This is a genomic window from Variovorax sp. FW305-3-2-15-B-LB1 (genome assembly GCF_058787635.1).
Window position 1 is genome coordinate 1 of record NZ_JBYSZY010000045.1, and the last position, 16324, is coordinate 16324.

12 protein-coding genes and 1 pseudogene are annotated in these 16324 nt (G+C 69.4%); 9 read left to right on the plus strand and 4 right to left on the minus strand.

The window, feature by feature from the left end; genetic code table 11:
• Positions 1-350: 350 nt before the first annotated feature.
• The 5 genes and pseudogenes from dxs to ispC form a co-directional block, all read left to right on the plus strand.
• Positions 351-1931, plus strand: a pseudogene (gene dxs / locus AC3WQR_RS23290) (1-deoxy-D-xylulose-5-phosphate synthase); the annotation flags it as partial.
• A gap of 17 nt (positions 1932-1948) precedes the next feature.
• Positions 1949-2890, plus strand: coding sequence for an SAM-dependent methyltransferase (locus AC3WQR_RS23295; RefSeq protein WP_062480112.1), 942 nt, complete (start codon positions 1949-1951; stop codon positions 2888-2890).
• A 35-nt stretch (positions 2891-2925) separates the two neighbouring features.
• The gene (gene ispH, locus AC3WQR_RS23300) at positions 2926-3792 is read left to right on the plus strand and encodes a 4-hydroxy-3-methylbut-2-enyl diphosphate reductase (protein ID WP_492743992.1); all 867 of its coding nucleotides are present in this window, start codon (positions 2926-2928) and stop codon (positions 3790-3792) included.
• Positions 3789-5087 carry a flavodoxin-dependent (E)-4-hydroxy-3-methylbut-2-enyl-diphosphate synthase gene (gene ispG, locus AC3WQR_RS23305; RefSeq protein ID WP_492743952.1) on the plus strand — a complete coding sequence of 433 codons (1299 nt, stop codon included), beginning with the start codon at positions 3789-3791 and terminating at the stop codon, positions 5085-5087. Before ispH ends, ispG begins: the two co-directional genes overlap by 4 nt.
• Before the next feature lie 10 nt (positions 5088-5097).
• On the plus strand, positions 5098-6345 hold the full coding sequence (gene ispC / locus AC3WQR_RS23310) for a 1-deoxy-D-xylulose-5-phosphate reductoisomerase (protein WP_492743954.1): 1248 nt from the start codon (positions 5098-5100) through the stop codon (positions 6343-6345).
• 94 nt (positions 6346-6439) lie between these two features.
• On the opposite strand, the gene phnY is transcribed toward ispC, so the two are convergent.
• From phnY to psrA, 4 genes are all read right to left on the minus strand, one after another.
• Complete coding sequence (gene phnY, locus AC3WQR_RS23315) at positions 6440-7897, minus strand: phosphonoacetaldehyde dehydrogenase (RefSeq protein WP_492743956.1); 1458 nt, start codon at positions 7895-7897, stop codon at positions 6440-6442.
• A 21-nt stretch (positions 7898-7918) separates the two neighbouring features.
• On the minus strand, positions 7919-9166 hold the full coding sequence (gene phnA / locus AC3WQR_RS23320) for a phosphonoacetate hydrolase (RefSeq protein WP_492743958.1): 1248 nt from the start codon (positions 9164-9166) through the stop codon (positions 7919-7921).
• A gap of 44 nt (positions 9167-9210) precedes the next feature.
• Positions 9211-10527 carry an MFS transporter gene (locus AC3WQR_RS23325; RefSeq protein WP_307638488.1) on the minus strand — a complete coding sequence of 439 codons (1317 nt, stop codon included), beginning with the start codon at positions 10525-10527 and terminating at the stop codon, positions 9211-9213.
• A gap of 111 nt (positions 10528-10638) precedes the next feature.
• Positions 10639-11733, minus strand: a complete 1095-nt coding sequence (gene psrA / locus AC3WQR_RS23330; RefSeq protein WP_307638487.1) for an iron-containing alcohol dehydrogenase PsrA — start codon at positions 11731-11733, stop codon at positions 10639-10641.
• Positions 11734-11908: 175 nt separating this feature from the next.
• Here psrA and AC3WQR_RS23335 point away from each other — a divergent pair, with 175 nt between their 5' ends.
• The 4 genes from AC3WQR_RS23335 (at position 11909) to AC3WQR_RS23350 (ending at position 16296) form a co-directional block, all read left to right on the plus strand.
• Positions 11909-12793: a LysR substrate-binding domain-containing protein gene (locus AC3WQR_RS23335; protein WP_492743961.1), complete on the plus strand. Its 885-nt coding sequence runs from the start codon at positions 11909-11911 to the stop codon at positions 12791-12793.
• A gap of 87 nt (positions 12794-12880) precedes the next feature.
• Complete coding sequence (locus AC3WQR_RS23340; protein ID WP_492743994.1) at positions 12881-14434, plus strand: class I adenylate-forming enzyme family protein; 1554 nt, start codon at positions 12881-12883, stop codon at positions 14432-14434.
• 4 nt (positions 14435-14438) lie between these two features.
• Positions 14439-15566: an SLC13 family permease gene (locus AC3WQR_RS23345; RefSeq protein WP_492743963.1), complete on the plus strand. Its 1128-nt coding sequence runs from the start codon at positions 14439-14441 to the stop codon at positions 15564-15566.
• A gap of 40 nt (positions 15567-15606) precedes the next feature.
• The gene (locus AC3WQR_RS23350; protein WP_492743965.1) at positions 15607-16296 is read left to right on the plus strand and encodes a helix-turn-helix domain-containing protein; all 690 of its coding nucleotides are present in this window, start codon (positions 15607-15609) and stop codon (positions 16294-16296) included.
• Positions 16297-16324 lie beyond the last annotated feature (28 nt).

The window sequence follows — 16324 nt, forward strand, 5'->3', positions numbered from 1 at the left end:
ACCTCGCACCGCGGCCGTTTTGGAACGGCCGTGGCGGTCGTGCGCGCGCGCCGCACCATCCAAAAAACTAATTAAAACCTCGGGGGTAAATAACCCGGGGTATCAAAAAATTTGCAGCCGTATTCGCTTGCGTGCGCCAAATCCATCCCCTACGCTGACCTCCTGATTTCGCCCGACCCGGAATTAAAAACCCGGAGCCGACGCGCTTTCAGGTTCCCTCGGAGGCTTTGACAAGGAAATTGAACCGTCAATTTCCAAGGCATTGTTTTGTCCGAAATTAGCCAGTACCGCATCGCATAAAAAATTCAGTCGCCACGGCCCGCGCGTTTCCATCTCACGGAGAAACAGGAATGCATGCCCTGCTCGAAGCCATCGATTCGCCCCATTCGCTGCGCCAGCTCGGCATTGCGCAATTGCTGGGCCTTGCGGATGAATTGCGATCCTTCATCGTCGACAGCGTGTCCCGCACGGGCGGCCACTTCGCCTCCAACCTGGGCACGGTCGAGCTGACGGTCGCCCTGCACTACGTGTTCGACACCCCGCGCGACCGCATCATCTGGGACGTCGGCCACCAGAGCTACGCCCACAAGATCCTGACCGGCCGGCGCCAGGCCATGCCCACCTTGCGCCAATTCGGCGGTATTTCCGGATTTCCGAGGCGCACCGAATCCGAGCACGATCATTTCGGTACTGCGCATTCCAGCACCTCCATTTCCGCCGCCCTGGGATTTGCACAGGCCGCCCGCATTTCCAATTCGACCGACCACGCCATTGCGGTGATCGGCGACGGGGCCTTGAGCGCCGGCATGGCTTTCGAGGCCATGAACAATACGCAGGCCTGCGGCCGCTTATTGGTGATATTGAACGACAACGACATGTCGATTTCGCCGCCCGTCGGCATGCTTCGCCTTTATCTGGGCGGATTGATTTCAGAACGCGCCTATGCCAGCGCCAATGAAGCCAGCCGGCAAAGATTGCGCGCCATGCGCCCGGCGCTGGCCCCCTGCGAGCCCTCGGAACTCGGCCTGTCGCCCGCCACCCTGTTCGAGCAATTCGGCTTCCACTACACCGGCCCCATCGACGGCCACGACCTGGGCGCATTGATTCCGGCCCTGCAGAAGCTGCAGGCGCAGCCAGGCCCACAGCTGCTGCACATCGTCACCCAGAAGGGCCACGGCTACCGCCCGGCCGAGCAGGACCCGGTCCTGTACCACGGCCCCGGCAAGTTCGACCCCGCCGCAGGCATCAAGACCGCCCCCGCGTCAGCCCCCGCCAAGCCGACCTACGCCCAGGTCTTCAGCGACTGGCTCTGCGACGAGGCCGAGGCCGATGCGCGCGTGGTCGCCATCACGCCGGCCATGCGCGAGGGCTCGGCCCTGATGGACTTCGAGCGCCGCTTTCCCGAGCGCTACTTCGACGTCGGCATCGCCGAGCAGCACGCCGTGACCTTCGCCGCAGGCCTCGCGGCGGCGGGGATGCGGCCGGTGGTCGCCATCTACTCGACCTTCCTGCAGCGCGCCTACGACCAGCTGATCCACGACGTGGCCTTGCAGAACCTGCCGGTCGTGTTCGCGGTCGACCGCGCCGGCATCGTCGGCGCCGACGGCGCGACGCACATGGGCGCCTTCGACGTCGCCTACCTGCGCTGCATTCCGAACATGGTCGTGATGGCCGCGTCCGACGAAGACGAGTGCCGCCAGATGCTGCACACCGCCCTGCGCCACGACGGCCCGGCCGCCGTGCGCTACCCGCGCGGCGGCGGGCCCGGCGCGCTGCCCGTGCGCGCGCTGCAGCCGCTGCGCATCGGCCGCGGCCAGGTGCGGCGCGAGTCGACACAGCCGATGGGCGCGCGCATCGCCATCCTGGCCTTCGGCACCATGGTCGCGCCCAGCCTGGCCGCCGCCGAACGGCTCGACGCCACGGTCGCCAACAGCCACAGGAGAACCCGATGAGCACAGCCACCGCACGCCGCATCGACGCGCCCGCCCCGCCTTCGCTTCAAGTGATCCGGGGTGCCGAGGCCAACCCGTACCACGCCAAGGTCGAGTACACCTACCAGGACGACCCCGAGGACTGGCGCAAGGCCATCGGCGAGGACCTGATGTTCCAGTTCGGCGTCTACGACGACCCGCGCTCGGTGCCGCCGATCTCGCTCAACGAATCGGGCCTGCGCTACTTCGACCAGCAGATGGAAATCGCGGGCCTGGACCAGCCCCCGCCGTTCCCCATCCGCCGCATCCTCGACGTGGGCTGCGGCTGGGGCTTCGGCCTGCGCTACCTCGCGGAGCACTTTCCGCAATGCCGCCAGCTCGACGGCATCAACATCAGCGAGACGCAGCTCGCGCACTGCGCCCGCTACCACGCCCAGCAGCACCTGAGCGACCGCGTGAACCTGTACCTGTGCGATGCGCAGGACGTCGCCCTGCTGCCCAACCCCGACACGCCCTACGACCTGGTGACGATCCGCGGCGTCATCTCGCACTTTCCGAACGACCTGTACGAACGCTCGATGAAGCAGGTGGCCGCGCGCATGCGCCCGGGGGCCAAGGTCGTCATCTCCGACAACCTCTACAACATCCCGCTGGACAACTACCGCTCCGACATCGAGGACGAGGTCGACCGCCTCGCCTGCAAGCACCGCAAGACGCCGGCCTACTTCCGCCGCGTGCTCGAAGAAAGCGGCTTCGTGGTCGAAGACATGCGCGTGCTCCCGCGCAACATCGACGTGGCGCGCTGGTTCACCGACGTGAAGGAAAACATCGAGAAGAACTTCACGCCCGACACCATCCCGCCGCCGCTGGAAGAGCTGCGCGTGATGGCGGTCAGCCTCTCGGTCGCGCTGATCAAGGACAAGTTCTCGACCTACAGCGTCATCGCGCGACGCCTCTGAATTTCCCCCACCAGGAGCGCCCACACCATGCAAGCATCCGCGCAAGCCGTCGGCATCGACGTCATCCACAGCCGCACAACAAGCACGTCGTCGACGACCTGAAGGCGCAGGGCGCCGTGTTCGTCGAAGAGCTGGCCGAAGTGCCCGCGGACGCGGTGGCGATCTTCAGCGCGCATGGCGTGAGCCACGCGGTCGAGGTCGAAGCCCGCGCGCGCGGCCTGCGCGCGATCGACGCCACCTGCCCGCTGGTCACCAAGGTGCACGAGCAGGGCCGCCGCTATGCCGCCAAGGGCTATGCGCTGATCCTCATCGGCCACGCCGGGCACCCCGAGGTGACCGGCACGCTGGGGCAGATTCCCGCGCCGGTCACGCTGGTGCAGACCGAGGCCGACGTGGACGCGCTGGTGCTCGATGCCGACACGCCGCTGGCCTACATCACGCAGACCACGCTGTCGGTGGACGACACGCGCGGCATCATCGACGCGCTGCAGCGGCGCTTTCCGCAGATCGTCGGGCCCGACACGCGCGACATCTGCTACGCCACGCAGAACCGGCAGACGGCCGTGCGCGAGCTGAGCCAGCAGGTCGACGTGGTGCTGGTGGTCGGCGCGCAGAACAGCTCCAACTCGCAGCGCCTGCGCGAGATCGCGGCGCAGGCCGGCGTGCGCAGCTACCTCATCGCGCAGGGCAGCGAGCTCAAGCCCGACTGGGTGCGCGACGCCGGCGCGGTGGGCGTCACCGCCGGCGCCTCGGCGCCCGAGACCATGGTGCAGGACGTGGTCGCCGCGTTGCGCCGGCTGGCCGAGGTGGAACTGCTGACGCTGCCCGGGCGCGAGGAGCACGTGGTGTTCCGGCTGCCGGCCGAACTCGCGGCGGACACGGCCATAGAGGCCGCGCCATGAAGCCCCCGGTCGCACGCCGCCGCTCGCGGCAGGTGCGCGTCGGCACCGTGCGCATCGGCAGCGACGCGCCCGTGGCCGTGCAGGCCATGACCAACACCGACACCGCCGACGCGGCCGCCACCGTGGCGCAGGTGGCGGCGCTCGCGCGCGCGGGGGCCGAGCTGGTGCGCCTCACGGTCAACAACGAGGAGGCCGCCGCGCAGGTGGCGCCGATCCGCGATGCGCTCGCGCGCCAGCAGGTGAATGTGCCGCTGGTGGGCGACTTCCACTTCAACGGCCACCGCCTGCTCGCGCAGTACCCCGACTGCGCGCAGGCGCTGGCCAAGTACCGCATCAACCCCGGCAACGTCGGCCGGGGCGACAAGCGCGACGCGCAGTTCTGCCAGCTCATCGAGATCGCCTGCCGCCACGGCAAGCCGGTGCGCATTGGCGTGAACTGGGGCAGCCTCGACCCCGCGCTGCTGGCGCGCCTGATGGACGTCAACGCGCAAGCCGCGCAGCCGCAGCCGGCCGACGAGGTGATGCGCCAGGCGCTCATCGTCTCGGCGCTGGAGAACGCCGCGCGCGCCGAGGACGTCGGCCTGCCGCCCGATCGCATCGTGCTGTCGGCCAAGGTGAGCCAGGGGCAGGACCTGATCGCCGTGTACCGCGAACTGGCCGCGCGCTGCGACTACCCGCTGCACCTGGGCCTGACCGAAGCGGGCATGGGCTCCAAGGGCATCGTGGCCTCGGCCACCGCGATGGGCGTGCTGCTGCAGCATGGCATCGGCGACACCATCCGCGTGTCGCTCACGCCCGAGCCGAACGGCGACCGCACGCGCGAGGTGCTGGTGGCGCAGCAGATCCTGCAGTCGATGGGCCTGCGCGCCTTCACGCCCAGCGTGACCGCCTGCCCCGGCTGCGGGCGCACCACGAGCACCTTCTTCCAGTCGCTGGCCAGCCAGATCGAAGCTTGGCTGCACGCGCAGGCGCCGGCCTGGCGCGTGCGCTTTCCGGGCGTGGAAGACATGCACGTGGCCGTGATGGGCTGCGTGGTCAACGGCCCCGGCGAGAGCCGCCTCGCGCACCTGGGCATCTCGCTACCGGGCTCGGGTGAGCAGCCCGTGGCCCCCGTCTACATCGACGGCGAACGCGCGCTGACGCTCAAGGGCGAGCACATCGCCGACGACTTCACGCGGCTGGTCGAGACCTACGTGGCCGCGCGCTACGGCGCCGATGCCGAGGCGAGCGAGCGGCTCGGTGCGTGGATGAAGCCGTCGTCGCGCGAGCGCGTCGTGCCGATCGCTGCCGTCTGAAGGCATCTCCATGGCCACGCAACGCCTCACCCTGCTCGGCGCCACCGGGTCGATCGGCGACAGCACGCTCGACCTGGTGGCGCGCCACCCCGACCGCTTCACGGTGCATGCGCTGACGGCGCACCGCAACCTCGACAAGCTCTTCACGCACTGCGTCGCGTTTCGCCCCGAGATCGCGGTGGTCGGCGATGCGCCAGACGCCATGCGGTTGCAGGCGCGGCTGCGTACGGCCGGCCTGCGCACCGAGGTCATGCACGGCCCGCAGGCGCTGTGCGAGGTGGCGCAATCGGCGGGCTGCGACACGGTGGTGGCGGCCATCGTCGGCGCGGCGGGGTTGCTGTCGTCGCTGGCGGCGGCGCGGGCGGGCAAGAAGATCCTGCTGGCGAACAAGGAGGCGCTCGTGATGTCCGGCGCGCTGTTCATGCGCGCGGTGGCCGCGCACGGCGCCACGCTGCTGCCGCTGGACAGCGAGCACAACGCGATCTTCCAGTGCCTGGCGGGCGCACCGGCCGGCGGCGCGGGCGTGCAGCGGCTGGTACTCACCGCCTCGGGCGGGCCGTTCCTGCACCGCCCGCTGGAGGCGCTGGACCGCGTCACGCCCGACGAGGCCTGCGCGCATCCCACCTGGCGCATGGGCCGCAAGATCTCGGTCGACTCCGCGACGATGATGAACAAGGGCCTCGAGACCATCGAGGCGCGCTGGCTGTTCGCGATGCCGCCCGAGCGCATCGAGGTGGTGATCCACCCGCAGAGCGTGATCCATTCGATGGTGGCCTATGCCGACCAGTCGGTGCTGGCGCAGCTGGGCCGCCCCGACATGCGCACGCCGATCGCGCACGCGCTGGCCTGGCCCGAGCGCATCGACTCGGGCGTGGCGCCGCTGGACTTCCTGCAGCTCGCCCACCTGAGCTTCGCCGCGCCCGAGCTGAAGCGTTTTCCCTGCCTGCGCCTGGCGCTGGAGGTGCTGCGCTCGGGGTGCGCGGCGAGCGTGACGCTCAATGCGGCGAACGAAGTGGCGGTCGATGCCTTCCTGAACGGGCGCTTGCGCTACACCGACATCGCCTGCGTGGTGGAAGACTGCCTGCAGCAGGCGCCCTCGTCCGCGCACGAGAACCTGGACGACATCCTCGCGGCCGATGCGCGCGCGCGCGTGCTGGCGGGTCAGGCGATCCAGCGTGCGGCGTTGCGGTCCCCGTCGCCGGCAGTCCCTCTTTCCGAGTCGGTCACCTTGGCCAAAGGCATCGGCGCGCGGCTGTAGCGCGACAGCCACTTGGCCGCCACGGCCAGCGCCATCGGCGGTGGGGTTTCACGCACGGCGCGCGATGCGCCATGCGCCTCGTGCGCCGCGCCGCTCACCATGGCAGCGAGTAGGTCTTGGTGTTGGTGAAGCTCTTCATCGCTTCGAGCACGCCTTCCTTGTAACCCAGGCCCGAGTCCTTGATGCCGCCGAAGGGCGTGAGCTCCAGGCGGTAGCCCGGCACCTCGCGCACATTCACGCTGCCCACGTTCAGCTCGCGGATGAAGCGCGTGATGTAGTCCAGGCGGTTGGTGCAGATCGACGACGACAGACCGTAGGCGGTGCCGTTGGAGATGCGGATCGCCTCGTCGATGTTCCTGAAGCGGATCACCGGCGACACGGGGCCGAAGGTCTCGTGCTTGGCGACGGTCATCTCGGGGTCGACGTGGTCAAGCACGGTGGGCGAGTACAGCGCGCCGCGGCGCTCGTTGCCGTAGAGCAGCTTGGCGCCGGCCGCGATGGCTTCGTTGACTACCGCTTCGAACTGCTTGGCAGCCGCTTCGTCGATCACGGTGCCCATGTCGGTGTCCGGGTCCATCGGATCGCCGTACTTCAGCGCGCGGGTCTTCTGCACCAGCAGCTCGACGAAGCGATCTGCGACCGACTCGTGCACCAGCATGCGTTTGACTGCCGTGCAGCGCTGCCCCGAGTTCTTGTACGACCCGTTCGCAGCGAGCGTCGCAGCCTCTTCGATGTCCGCGTCTTCCATCACGATGATCGGGTCGTTGCCGCCCAGCTCCAAAATCTGGCGCTTGTAGGTGGCCTTGCCCGCGATGTACTTGCCGATGGGCACGCCGCCGGTGAAGGTGACGAGGTCGACGTCGGCGTTGGTCAGCAGCTCGTCGGCGATCTCCTTCGGGTCGCCCGTGAGCACCGACAGCATCTGCGGTGGCAGTCCTGCCTCGTACAGGATGTCGGCCAGCAGGAAGGCCGTGAGCGGCGTCTTCTCGCTGGGCTTCAAGACGATGCGGTTGTTGGTCGCAATGGCCGGCGCCACTTTGTGGATCACCTGGTTCAGCGGATGGTTGAACGGCGTGATGGCGGTGATGGCACCCAAGAGCGGCTCGCGCATCGTGTAGACCTTGCGGCTCTTGCCGTGGTGCGTGAGGTCGCAGGAGAACACCTGGCCGTCGTCCACCAGCGCCTGGTTGGCGGCGAACAGCAGCACGTCGGAGGCGCGGCCCACTTCGTACAGCGAGTCCTTGCGCGACAGGCCCGACTCGAGCGTGATGGTGCGCGACATTTCATCCAGGCGCGAAGCGATGATCTCGCCGGCGCGCATGAGGATCTTGTAGCGCTCGTAGCGCGTGAGCGTGGGCTTGTAGTCGCGGGCGATGCGCAGGGCATTGCGCACATCGTCCAGCGTGGCCTTGGGCACGGTGGCGATCACCTCGCCGGTGTACGGGTAGGTGACCTCGATGGTGCGGTCGCGGTGGACTTTCTCGCCGGCGATGCGCAGCGCTTCGCGGTACACGGTGCCGGGCTTCAGGGCGGCGTGGTCGGACTTGCTCATGGAATGCTCCGTCAAATAAGTTCAGGCGGCGGCCACCAGCGGGCCTTGGGCGTGGTTCAGTGCGAGGTCGAGCGCGTCGAAGTTGCGCAGCCGCCGCGTGCTCGCCACGCCTGCGACGGGGCGGTTGCAGATCAAGGGCACCTTCTGCTCCGACACGCCACCGTGCGAACGCAGCGGCACTTCGAGCGCCGTGAGATCGTGGCGCGTGGCCGAGGTGCCGATGACGGTGCTTTGCTCGCTCACCACCACGATGTCGCCGATGCGGTCGGGCGGCAGCTCGAAGCGCTGCGCGGCCTCCTTGCGCGAGAGCACGAACTGCATGCCGGGGATGCGCTGGATGCGGTCGATCCAGCCGGGCACCTCGTCCTCGCTGGGCACATACACGGTGGCAAACGAGCCGAGCGCGCCGTGGTGCACCACGTACGGATCGGTGATCGGCAGGATCACGCGCGCGCGGTCCGGGCCGTACCAGCCGTCGAGCACGTCCTGCAGGTAGATGACGTTGGGCGAACCGTCGGCACCATGCTTGTCGTTCATGCCGTGGTCGGCCGTGAGCACGATGGTGGCGCCGAGTGCATCGAGCTGTGCCAGGTAGCCGTCCATCATTTGGTAGAAGGCATTCGCTGCGGGGCTGCCCGGCGCGGCCTTGTGCTGCACGTAGTCGGTGGTCGACAGGTACATGAGGTCGGGGCGGCGCGATTCCATGAGCTTCACGCCGGCGGCGAACACGAACTCCGACAGCTCGGCGCTGTACACCGAAGGCACCGGCATGCCGACCATGTCGAGCACGTTGTCGATGCCGTTCTCTTCCATCGTCACCTGGTCCGACTTCTCCGACGAGAAGCAGATGCCCTTCATCTTGTGGCCCAGCAGCTTGCGCAGCTTGTCCTTGGCCGTGACCACCGCGAGCTTGGCGCCCGCGTCGGCAAAGGCCGCGAGCACGGTGCCGGCGCGCAGGTACTTGGGGTCGTTCATCATCACTTCCTGGCCCAGCTCGCGGTCGAAGAAGTAGTTGCCGCAGATGCCGTGCACCGCGGGCGGTGCACCGGTCACGATCGACAGGTTGTTGGGGTTGGTGAACGAGGGCACGACGCAGTCGGCGAGCAGGTCGGCGCCGTCCTTGCGCATGGCTTCGAGGTACGGTGCCACGCCGGCGGCAATGGCCGCATCGAGGTACGCGGGCTCGCAGCCGTCGACGCAGACGACGACGACCGGGCGGACCATCCAGCGGTAGCTGCGGCCGTTCACTTCGAGTCGATCGGATTTCATGAAGAGATGCTCCTTGGCAAGTTGGGTGTGTCGGTGCGCAGGCCTCAGCGGCGGATGAACAGCGCGATGAAGGCACTGATGAGGCAGCTGGCCGCGACGATGGGGAACACCACCGAGGTGCTGCCCGAGTGGTCCAGCATCCGGCCGATCAGCGGTTCGCCCAGGCCGGCCAGCAGGTACGAGAAGAAGTTCATGACACCGGTGGCGGTGCCGGCGCGCTTGGCGCCCACGAGGTCGGGGCACAGGGCCCAGAACGACGAGGCCGGGCCGTAGACGAAGAAGCCCGCCAGGAACAGCAGCCCCAGGCCGAGGATGCTGGTGGGCAGCAGGTACATGCCCATCGAGGCGATGGCCCCCAGCAGCATGTACAGCACGATGGCCTTGTAGCGCTTGGAGCCGAACACCTTGTCGGAGATCCAGCCGTTGGTGAGCGCGCCGAAGGCCATGCCCACGGGCAGCGCCACCGAGATCCAGGCCGGGTCGATCATGCCGTCGGCGGCCTTGGCCCAGTCCTTGCCCAGGAAGTGCACCGGCACCCAGACGATGAGGCCGTAGCGCGCTGCGTTCTGGAAGCCGATGGCCAGCGCGGCGATCATCAGCTTGGGGTTGCTGAGCACGGCCTTGTAGCGCGACCACGAACTCTCTTGCGGTTCGCCGTCGGCCACGCCGGCCTTGTCGGCGTCCTGCGGGTTGTTGTTGGCCACGCCGGTGTCGGGCGACTTGAAGCCCAGGTCTTCCGGCCGTTCACGGGCGATCAGGTAGAAGGCGATGCCGCCCACCAGCATCAGCAGCACGGGGAGCCGGAAGATCCAGCGCCAGTCCAGGTGCAGCACGTTGACGACGATGATCGAGGTCACGAACGACAGCACCGAGGCGCAGCCGGCGGCGAACACGTAGAAGCCGTAGACCTTGCCGCGCTCGCCCGCGCCCCACCAGTTCGACAGCAGCCGGCTGCCCGGCGCCCAGCCCAGGGCCTGGAAGTAGCCGTTGATGCCCCACGGGATCGCCAGGCTCTTGAAGCCGACCGCGAAGCTCACGACCCAGTTGGCGGCGCACGAAAGGATGGCGCCGGCGGTCATCACGCGGCGCCCGCCGAACTTGTCGCCCAGGTTGCCGTTGATGGCCTGCCCGACGGCATAGCACCACAGCAGCGAGGTCGAGGCCCAGCCCAGCATTTCCTTGGAGAGGCCGAACTCCTTCTGGATGCCGGGGATGGCGAAGCCGAAGGTCTGCCGCCCCGTGTAGAAGAAGAAGTAGCAGAACATGGCCGCCAGCAGCATCCGCCACTGCGCCTTGCGGAACGAATTGTCGAGGGGGCGTGCGTAGGTGCCCGCCTGCAGGATGGGATTGGCCGCTTGCATGGTATGTCTCCTTGTCTTGACGGGCGTGGGGCCCGTGGGGCCGGCTCGATGGCCGGCATATGGCTGTCTGTCTTGTCTTGCTGACTTGTCTCGCTGCGCAGTCCCTGTCCGTCAGGCCAACGCCGCCGCGCCGATGAAGTTCTTGCCGCGCGCCCCGTCCATGGCGCGCGCGATCATGGCCGCCGCTTCGCTGTCCGCCACGCCATAGTCGGCAAACTCGGTCTTCACGCCAAGCCCCTGCAGGAAAGCCCGCAGTCGCTGCGTGGCGGTCGCCAGGTCGGTGCCGAACAGCAGCTGCAGCGTCCGGTCGCGGTCGGGCGAGCGGGCCCAGGCTTTCTCCAGCACGAGGGGCAGCGTGAACGAGCACGCGATGCCGTGGGCCAGGCCGTGGCGCAGCGTCATCTCGTAGGAGATGGAATGCGCCAGCGCCGTCTTGGTGTTGGAAAACGCCATGCCGGCCTTCAGCGCGGCCAGCGCCATGCGCTCGCGCAGGTCGAGGTTGCCCAGGTCTTTCAGCAGCGCCGGCAGGCAGTCGAAGATGTCGCGCACGGCCGAGACGGCGAAGGTGTCGGAGACCGGGTTGGCATTGACGTTCCAGATCGCTTCGAGCGCGTGCGACAGCGCATCGAGCCCCGTCGACACCGTGGTGCCCGCCGGCACCGAGAGCATGAGCTCGGGGTCGACGATGGCGGCCTCGGGCCAGGTGGCGTCCAGGTGCAGCGAGTATTTCTTCTGGTTGCCGGCGTCCCAGATGGTGGCCCAGGGCGTTACTTCGCTGCCGGTGCCGGCGGTGGTCGGCACGGCGATCAGCGGCTTGACGCTGGCGGGCACGAAGGGCTTGCCGGTGGCCAGCAGCGCAACGAGCTCGTCGAACTGCCCGTTGGCCGTGCCCACCATCAGGGCCTTGGCCGTGTCGATGGCGCTGCCGCCGCCGACCGCCACGATGGCGTCGCAGGGCGCGTCCGACTGCCAGAAGGTGTTGTACAGGTCGCGCAGGTGGGCGACGTCGGGGTTGGGGCGCACGTCGTCGATCACGGTGACGAGCGCGTCGCCCAGCAGCGCCTGCAGGCGATCGACCAGGCCCAGGCCGCGGGCCTCGGGGAAGGTGACGAGGGCGACGCGGCGCCCCGCCAGGAGCGAGGGCAGCCGTGCGAGGCTGCCTCGCCCGGAATGAATGGACACGGGGTTGCGGTAGGCGTGGGGCATGTTTTTTGTCTCCGGTTTCTGTCTGGGCCGCAGTGTCGAAGCGGCGCACCGGGGCGTCCAATCGCATTTCGCGCGTGCAACCCGTCCAAAACCGATGGATGCCTTCGGGAAAGCCTGCATAGGCGCCGGCGCCGCATCTGAGGGAGGCTCGGCGCACGCCCCTCACGATCGCCCCATGTTTCACCAGTACTACAAGTGGATCCGCTGCTTCCACGCCGTCGCCAAGACCGGCGGCTTCACCACGGCCGCGCGCTACCTGCACATCGGCCAGCCCACCGTGACCGACCAGGTCAAGGCGCTGGAAGAGCGCTTCAACGTCGAGCTGTTCCTGCGCAGCGGGCGCGCCGTGCGGCTCACGGCCGCGGGTGAGCAGCTGTATGCGATCACGCAGGGCCTGTTCGGGCAGGAGGAAGAGGCGATGCAGTTCCTGCAGCGCGCCCACAAGCTGCGCACGGGGCTGGTGCGCGTGGGCGCGGTGTCGCCGCCCATTGCGCTGGAGCTGGCGCGCAGCTTCAAGCGCAGCCACGCCGGGCTCGACCTGACGGTGTCGATCGGCTCCGAGGCCTCCACGCTCAGCGGGCTGCAGGACTTCGACATCGACGTCGGCATCCTCGTGGAGCCGCCCGAGATCGAAGGCCTGCACCAGGTGCCGTACCGCGTGGAGCGCATCGTGGCCGTGGTGCCGGCGAAGCACCCGTGGGCGAAGAAGCGCACCATCGCCACGCGCGACATCGCGGGCGAGCCCGTGATCCTGCGCGAGCCCGGCTCCAAGACGCGCCACCGCGTGGAGCGCGCCTGCGCGCAGCAGGGCGTGCAGATGCACTGCGTGATGGAGATCAACAGCCGCGAGGCCATCCTGCACGCCGTGGCCAACGGCATGGGCGTGGGCTTCGTGACGCAGATCGAGTGCATTCCGCTGCCCGGCCTGAAGATGGTGGAGATCGACGACGACGAGCTGTCGATCAGCTACTCGCTGTGCTGCCTGGCGGTGCGCAAGGACCGGCCGCTGATCCGCGCGCTGTTCGAGGTGGCGCAGCAGGGCGACGACACGGCCGACTGATCAGGGTTTCGTCGCGGGCGGCACACCCCGCGCCGGGCTTCTTCGCTATCCTGCCGTCTGGCCCCAGACGAAGGATCGACCTTGAACTTGCACCCCGCCCTCCAGGACGCCGCCGCGCGCGACTTCGGCACCCTTGCCGACCTGGTCCGCCTCCACGCCCAGCACACCCCCGAGCGCCCCGCGCTGGCCGATGCCCAGCAGACGCTGGACTACCGCGCGCTCGACGCGCTCATGGACCGCATCGCCGCCGCCCTGCAGCGCGACGGCCTGCGCGCCGGCGACGCCATCGCCGTCTGCGCCGCCTCGTCGGTGCCTTATGCCGCCGTGTTCCTGGGCGCGCTGCGCGCGGGCGTCGCGGTGGCCCCGCTGGCCCCCGGCTCGGCGCCCGCCAGCCTGGCGCGCATGATCACCGACGCCGACGCGCGCCTGCTGTTCACCGACGCCTCGGCCGCCGAGGTGGTCGGCGCCGCGCAGGCCACGGGCCTGCCGCACATCGCGCTCGACGGCTCCGGTGTCGGCCGCGCGCTCGACGACTGGCTCGCGGCGCCCGGCGCGAAGCCGGAACCCGTCGAGGTGCAACCCGACTGGGCCTTCAACATCATCTATTCGTCGGGCACCACCGGCGAGCCCAAGGGCATCGTGCAGGGCCACGGCATGCGCTGGTCGCACATCCAGCGCGGCGCCAAGTACGAGTACGGGCCCGAGACGGTCACGCTGCTGTCGACGCCGCTGTACTCCAACACCACGCTGGTGGTGTTCTTCCCCACCCTCGCCTTCGGTGGCTGCGTGGTGCTGATGCCCAAGTTCGACGCGCTGGGCTACCTGCAGCTGGCCGTGCAGCACCGCGTGACGCACACCATGCTCGTGCCGGTGCAGTACCAGCGCCTGATGGCGCACCCGCGCTTCGACGCGCACGACCTGTCGACCTTCCGCCACAAGTTCAGCACCAGCGCGCCCTTCAACGCGGCGCTCAAGGCCGACGTGCTCAAGCGCTGGCCGGGCGGGCTGGTCGAGTTCTACGGCATGACCGAGGGCGGCGGCACCTGCATCCTGGAGGCGCACCTGAACCCGACCAAGCTGCACACCGTGGGCCAGCCCGCGCCGGGCAGCGACATCCGCCTGATCGACGAGGAAGGCAACGAGCTGCCGCGCGGCGACACCGAGGTGGCCGGCGAGGTGGTGGGCCATTCGGCCGGCATGATGACCGGCTACCACCGCCAGCCCGCGAAGACGCGCGAGGCCGAGTGGTTCGACGCCACCGGCAAGCGCTTCATCCGCACCGGCGACGTGGGCCGCTTCGACGCCGACGGCTTCCTCACGCTGTTCGACCGCAAGAAGGACATGATCATCAGCGGCGGCTTCAACATCTACCCGAGCGACCTCGAAGGCGTGCTGCGCGGCCATGCGGCGGTGGCCGACGTGGCGGTGGTCGGCGTGCCGTCCGAGCAGTGGGGCGAGACGCCCGTGGCCTTTGTGGTGCGCCGCGAGGGCGACGCCACCACCGAAGACGCGCTGCTGCAGTGGGCCAACGCCCAGGTCGGCAAGACCCAGCGGCTGGCGCGCCTGCGCTTCATCGACGAGCTGCCGCGCAGCGCGATCGGCAAGGTGCTCAAGCGCGAGCTGCGCGACCTGAGTGCCTGATCGAGTGAGCGCCTCCCCGACTGTTGACACCGCCGCCCCGTCCGAACACGGCGGCGGCAACGGCCTGCTGTGGGTGCTGGTGGCCGTGGCGGTCGTGTTCGCCTTCGTGCGCCCGCGCGCGCCGATGGACTGGCTGCGGCTGGTCGACTGGCAAACGGTGGGCGCGCTCGCGGGCCTGCTCGCCATCACGCAGGGCGTGGAGAAGAGCGGCATGCTGCAGGCCGCCGCGCGGCGCCTGCTGGCGCACACGCACAGCCAGCGCGGGCTGGCGATGGCGCTCACGGCCACGGCCGCGCTGCTGTCGGCGCTGGTCACCAACGACGTGAGCCTGTTCCTGCTGGTGCCGCTCACGCGCGTGCTGGCCGTGCAGGCGCACCTGCCGCTGGCGCGGCTGGTGGTGCTGCAGGCGCTGGCCGTGAACGCGGGCTCGGCGCTCACGCCCATCGGCAACCCGCAGAACCTGTACCTGTGGCACCGCTCGGGCGAGAGCTTCTTCGGCTTCATGGCCATGATGGGACCGACCGTGGCGATCATGCTGTTCTGGCTCTTCGTGGCCGTGTGGTGGCTGGTGCCGCGCACGCCCATCGCGCTGCGCGAGGAGACCGAGGCCGCGCCCGTGCAGCCGCGCCTGCTGGCGCTGGCCGGCGTGCTGTTCGTCGGCTTCGTGGTCGCGCTCGACCGCCACTGGTTGTTGCCCGGCCTGGGCGCGGTGTTCGGCGTGCTGCTGCTCACCTACCCGCGCGTGCTGCGCGGCATCGACTGGGCCTTGCTGGCCATCATCGCCCTGATGTTCGTCGACCTGCGCCAGGCCGCCGAGCTGCCCGCCATCGCGGCGCTGCTGGGCCACTGGCCCATCGGCGAAGGCTGGCGCGCCTACCTCGCGGCCATTGCCGCTTCGCAGGTCATCAGCAACGTGCCGGCGGCGATCCTGCTCGACCGCTACGTGCACGACCTGCCCGCGCTGGCGGCCGGCGTGAGCGTGGGCGGGTTCGGCTGCGTGCTGGGCTCGCTGGCCAACCTGATCGCGCTGCGGCTGGCGAAGCTGCCGCACGGGCTGCGCGAGTTCCACCGCATCAGCATTCCCTTCCTGCTGGTGTGCGCGGCCTCGGCGCTGCTGCTGCGGCTGGGGTAATGACAGGCGGCGGGGCGGCGCGGACAATCGGTTCCGCGTCATGAACACCTCCGCCCCCGTCCTCTCGCTGCGCGACTACACGCAATCTCGCGGCAGCCACGCGCACGACCACTTCCAGGTGCTGCTCGGGCTCGACGGCGTGCTCGAGATCGAAGTCGAAGGCCGCGGCTCGGGCATCGGCACGGGCCAGGCCCAGGTGGTCGCGCCCGGCGACCGGCACGACTTCGAGGCCCGGCGCGGTGGCAGCGTCTGCCTCGTGCTCGACACGCCGCATGCCCCGTGGGCGCGCTGCGTCGAACAGCCGCCGGCCGATGCGCCCCGGCTGCATGCGCTGGCCCGCTACCTCGCGCACTGCCTGCAGCAGCCGCAGCACGCGGCCCTCGCCCTGCAGCACGGCCCGGCGCTGCTGCTCGAGGCCTGGGGCGCCGCCCCTTCGGTCGCGGACACGCGCCGCCGCCGCATCGACTGGCCGGCCCTCGCGGCCTGGGCGCAGGCGAACTGGCACCGGCCGCTGGGCGTGGCCGACCTGGCCGAGGTCGCCTGCCTGAGCCCCAGCCAGTTCGCGCAGCGCTGCCGCGAGGAACAAGGCCAGAGCGCGATGCTCTGGCTGCGCACGCTGCGGCTGGCCCATGCGCGCGAGCTGCGGCTCGAAGGCCTGAGCGTGGCCGAGACGGCACGCCGCACGGGCTACCGGTCGCCGTCGGCGCTCACGGCCGCGCTGCGCCGCTGACACCGTCGTTGCGCGACGACGCACCGTC

Bases quoted from the DNA above. Each gene is read 5' to 3' on its own strand.
- phnA (WP_492743958.1), bottom strand. From the start codon at position 9,166: ATGAAATCCGATCGACTCGAAGTGAACGGCCGCAGCTACCGCTGGATG.
- psrA (WP_307638487.1), bottom strand. From the start codon at position 11,733: ATGCCCCACGCCTACCGCAACCCCGTGTCCATTCATTCCGGGCGAGGC.
- phnY (WP_492743956.1), bottom strand. From the start codon at position 7,897: ATGAGCAAGTCCGACCACGCCGCCCTGAAGCCCGGCACCGTGTACCGC.
- ispG (WP_492743952.1), top strand. From the start codon at position 3,789: ATGAAGCCCCCGGTCGCACGCCGCCGCTCGCGGCAGGTGCGCGTCGGC.
- AC3WQR_RS23325 (WP_307638488.1), bottom strand. From the start codon at position 10,527: ATGCAAGCGGCCAATCCCATCCTGCAGGCGGGCACCTACGCACGCCCC.
- ispC (WP_492743954.1), top strand. From the start codon at position 5,098: ATGGCCACGCAACGCCTCACCCTGCTCGGCGCCACCGGGTCGATCGGC.
- AC3WQR_RS23350 (WP_492743965.1), top strand. From the start codon at position 15,607: ATGAACACCTCCGCCCCCGTCCTCTCGCTGCGCGACTACACGCAATCT.
- AC3WQR_RS23295 (WP_062480112.1), top strand. From the start codon at position 1,949: ATGAGCACAGCCACCGCACGCCGCATCGACGCGCCCGCCCCGCCTTCG.
- AC3WQR_RS23335 (WP_492743961.1), top strand. From the start codon at position 11,909: ATGTTTCACCAGTACTACAAGTGGATCCGCTGCTTCCACGCCGTCGCC.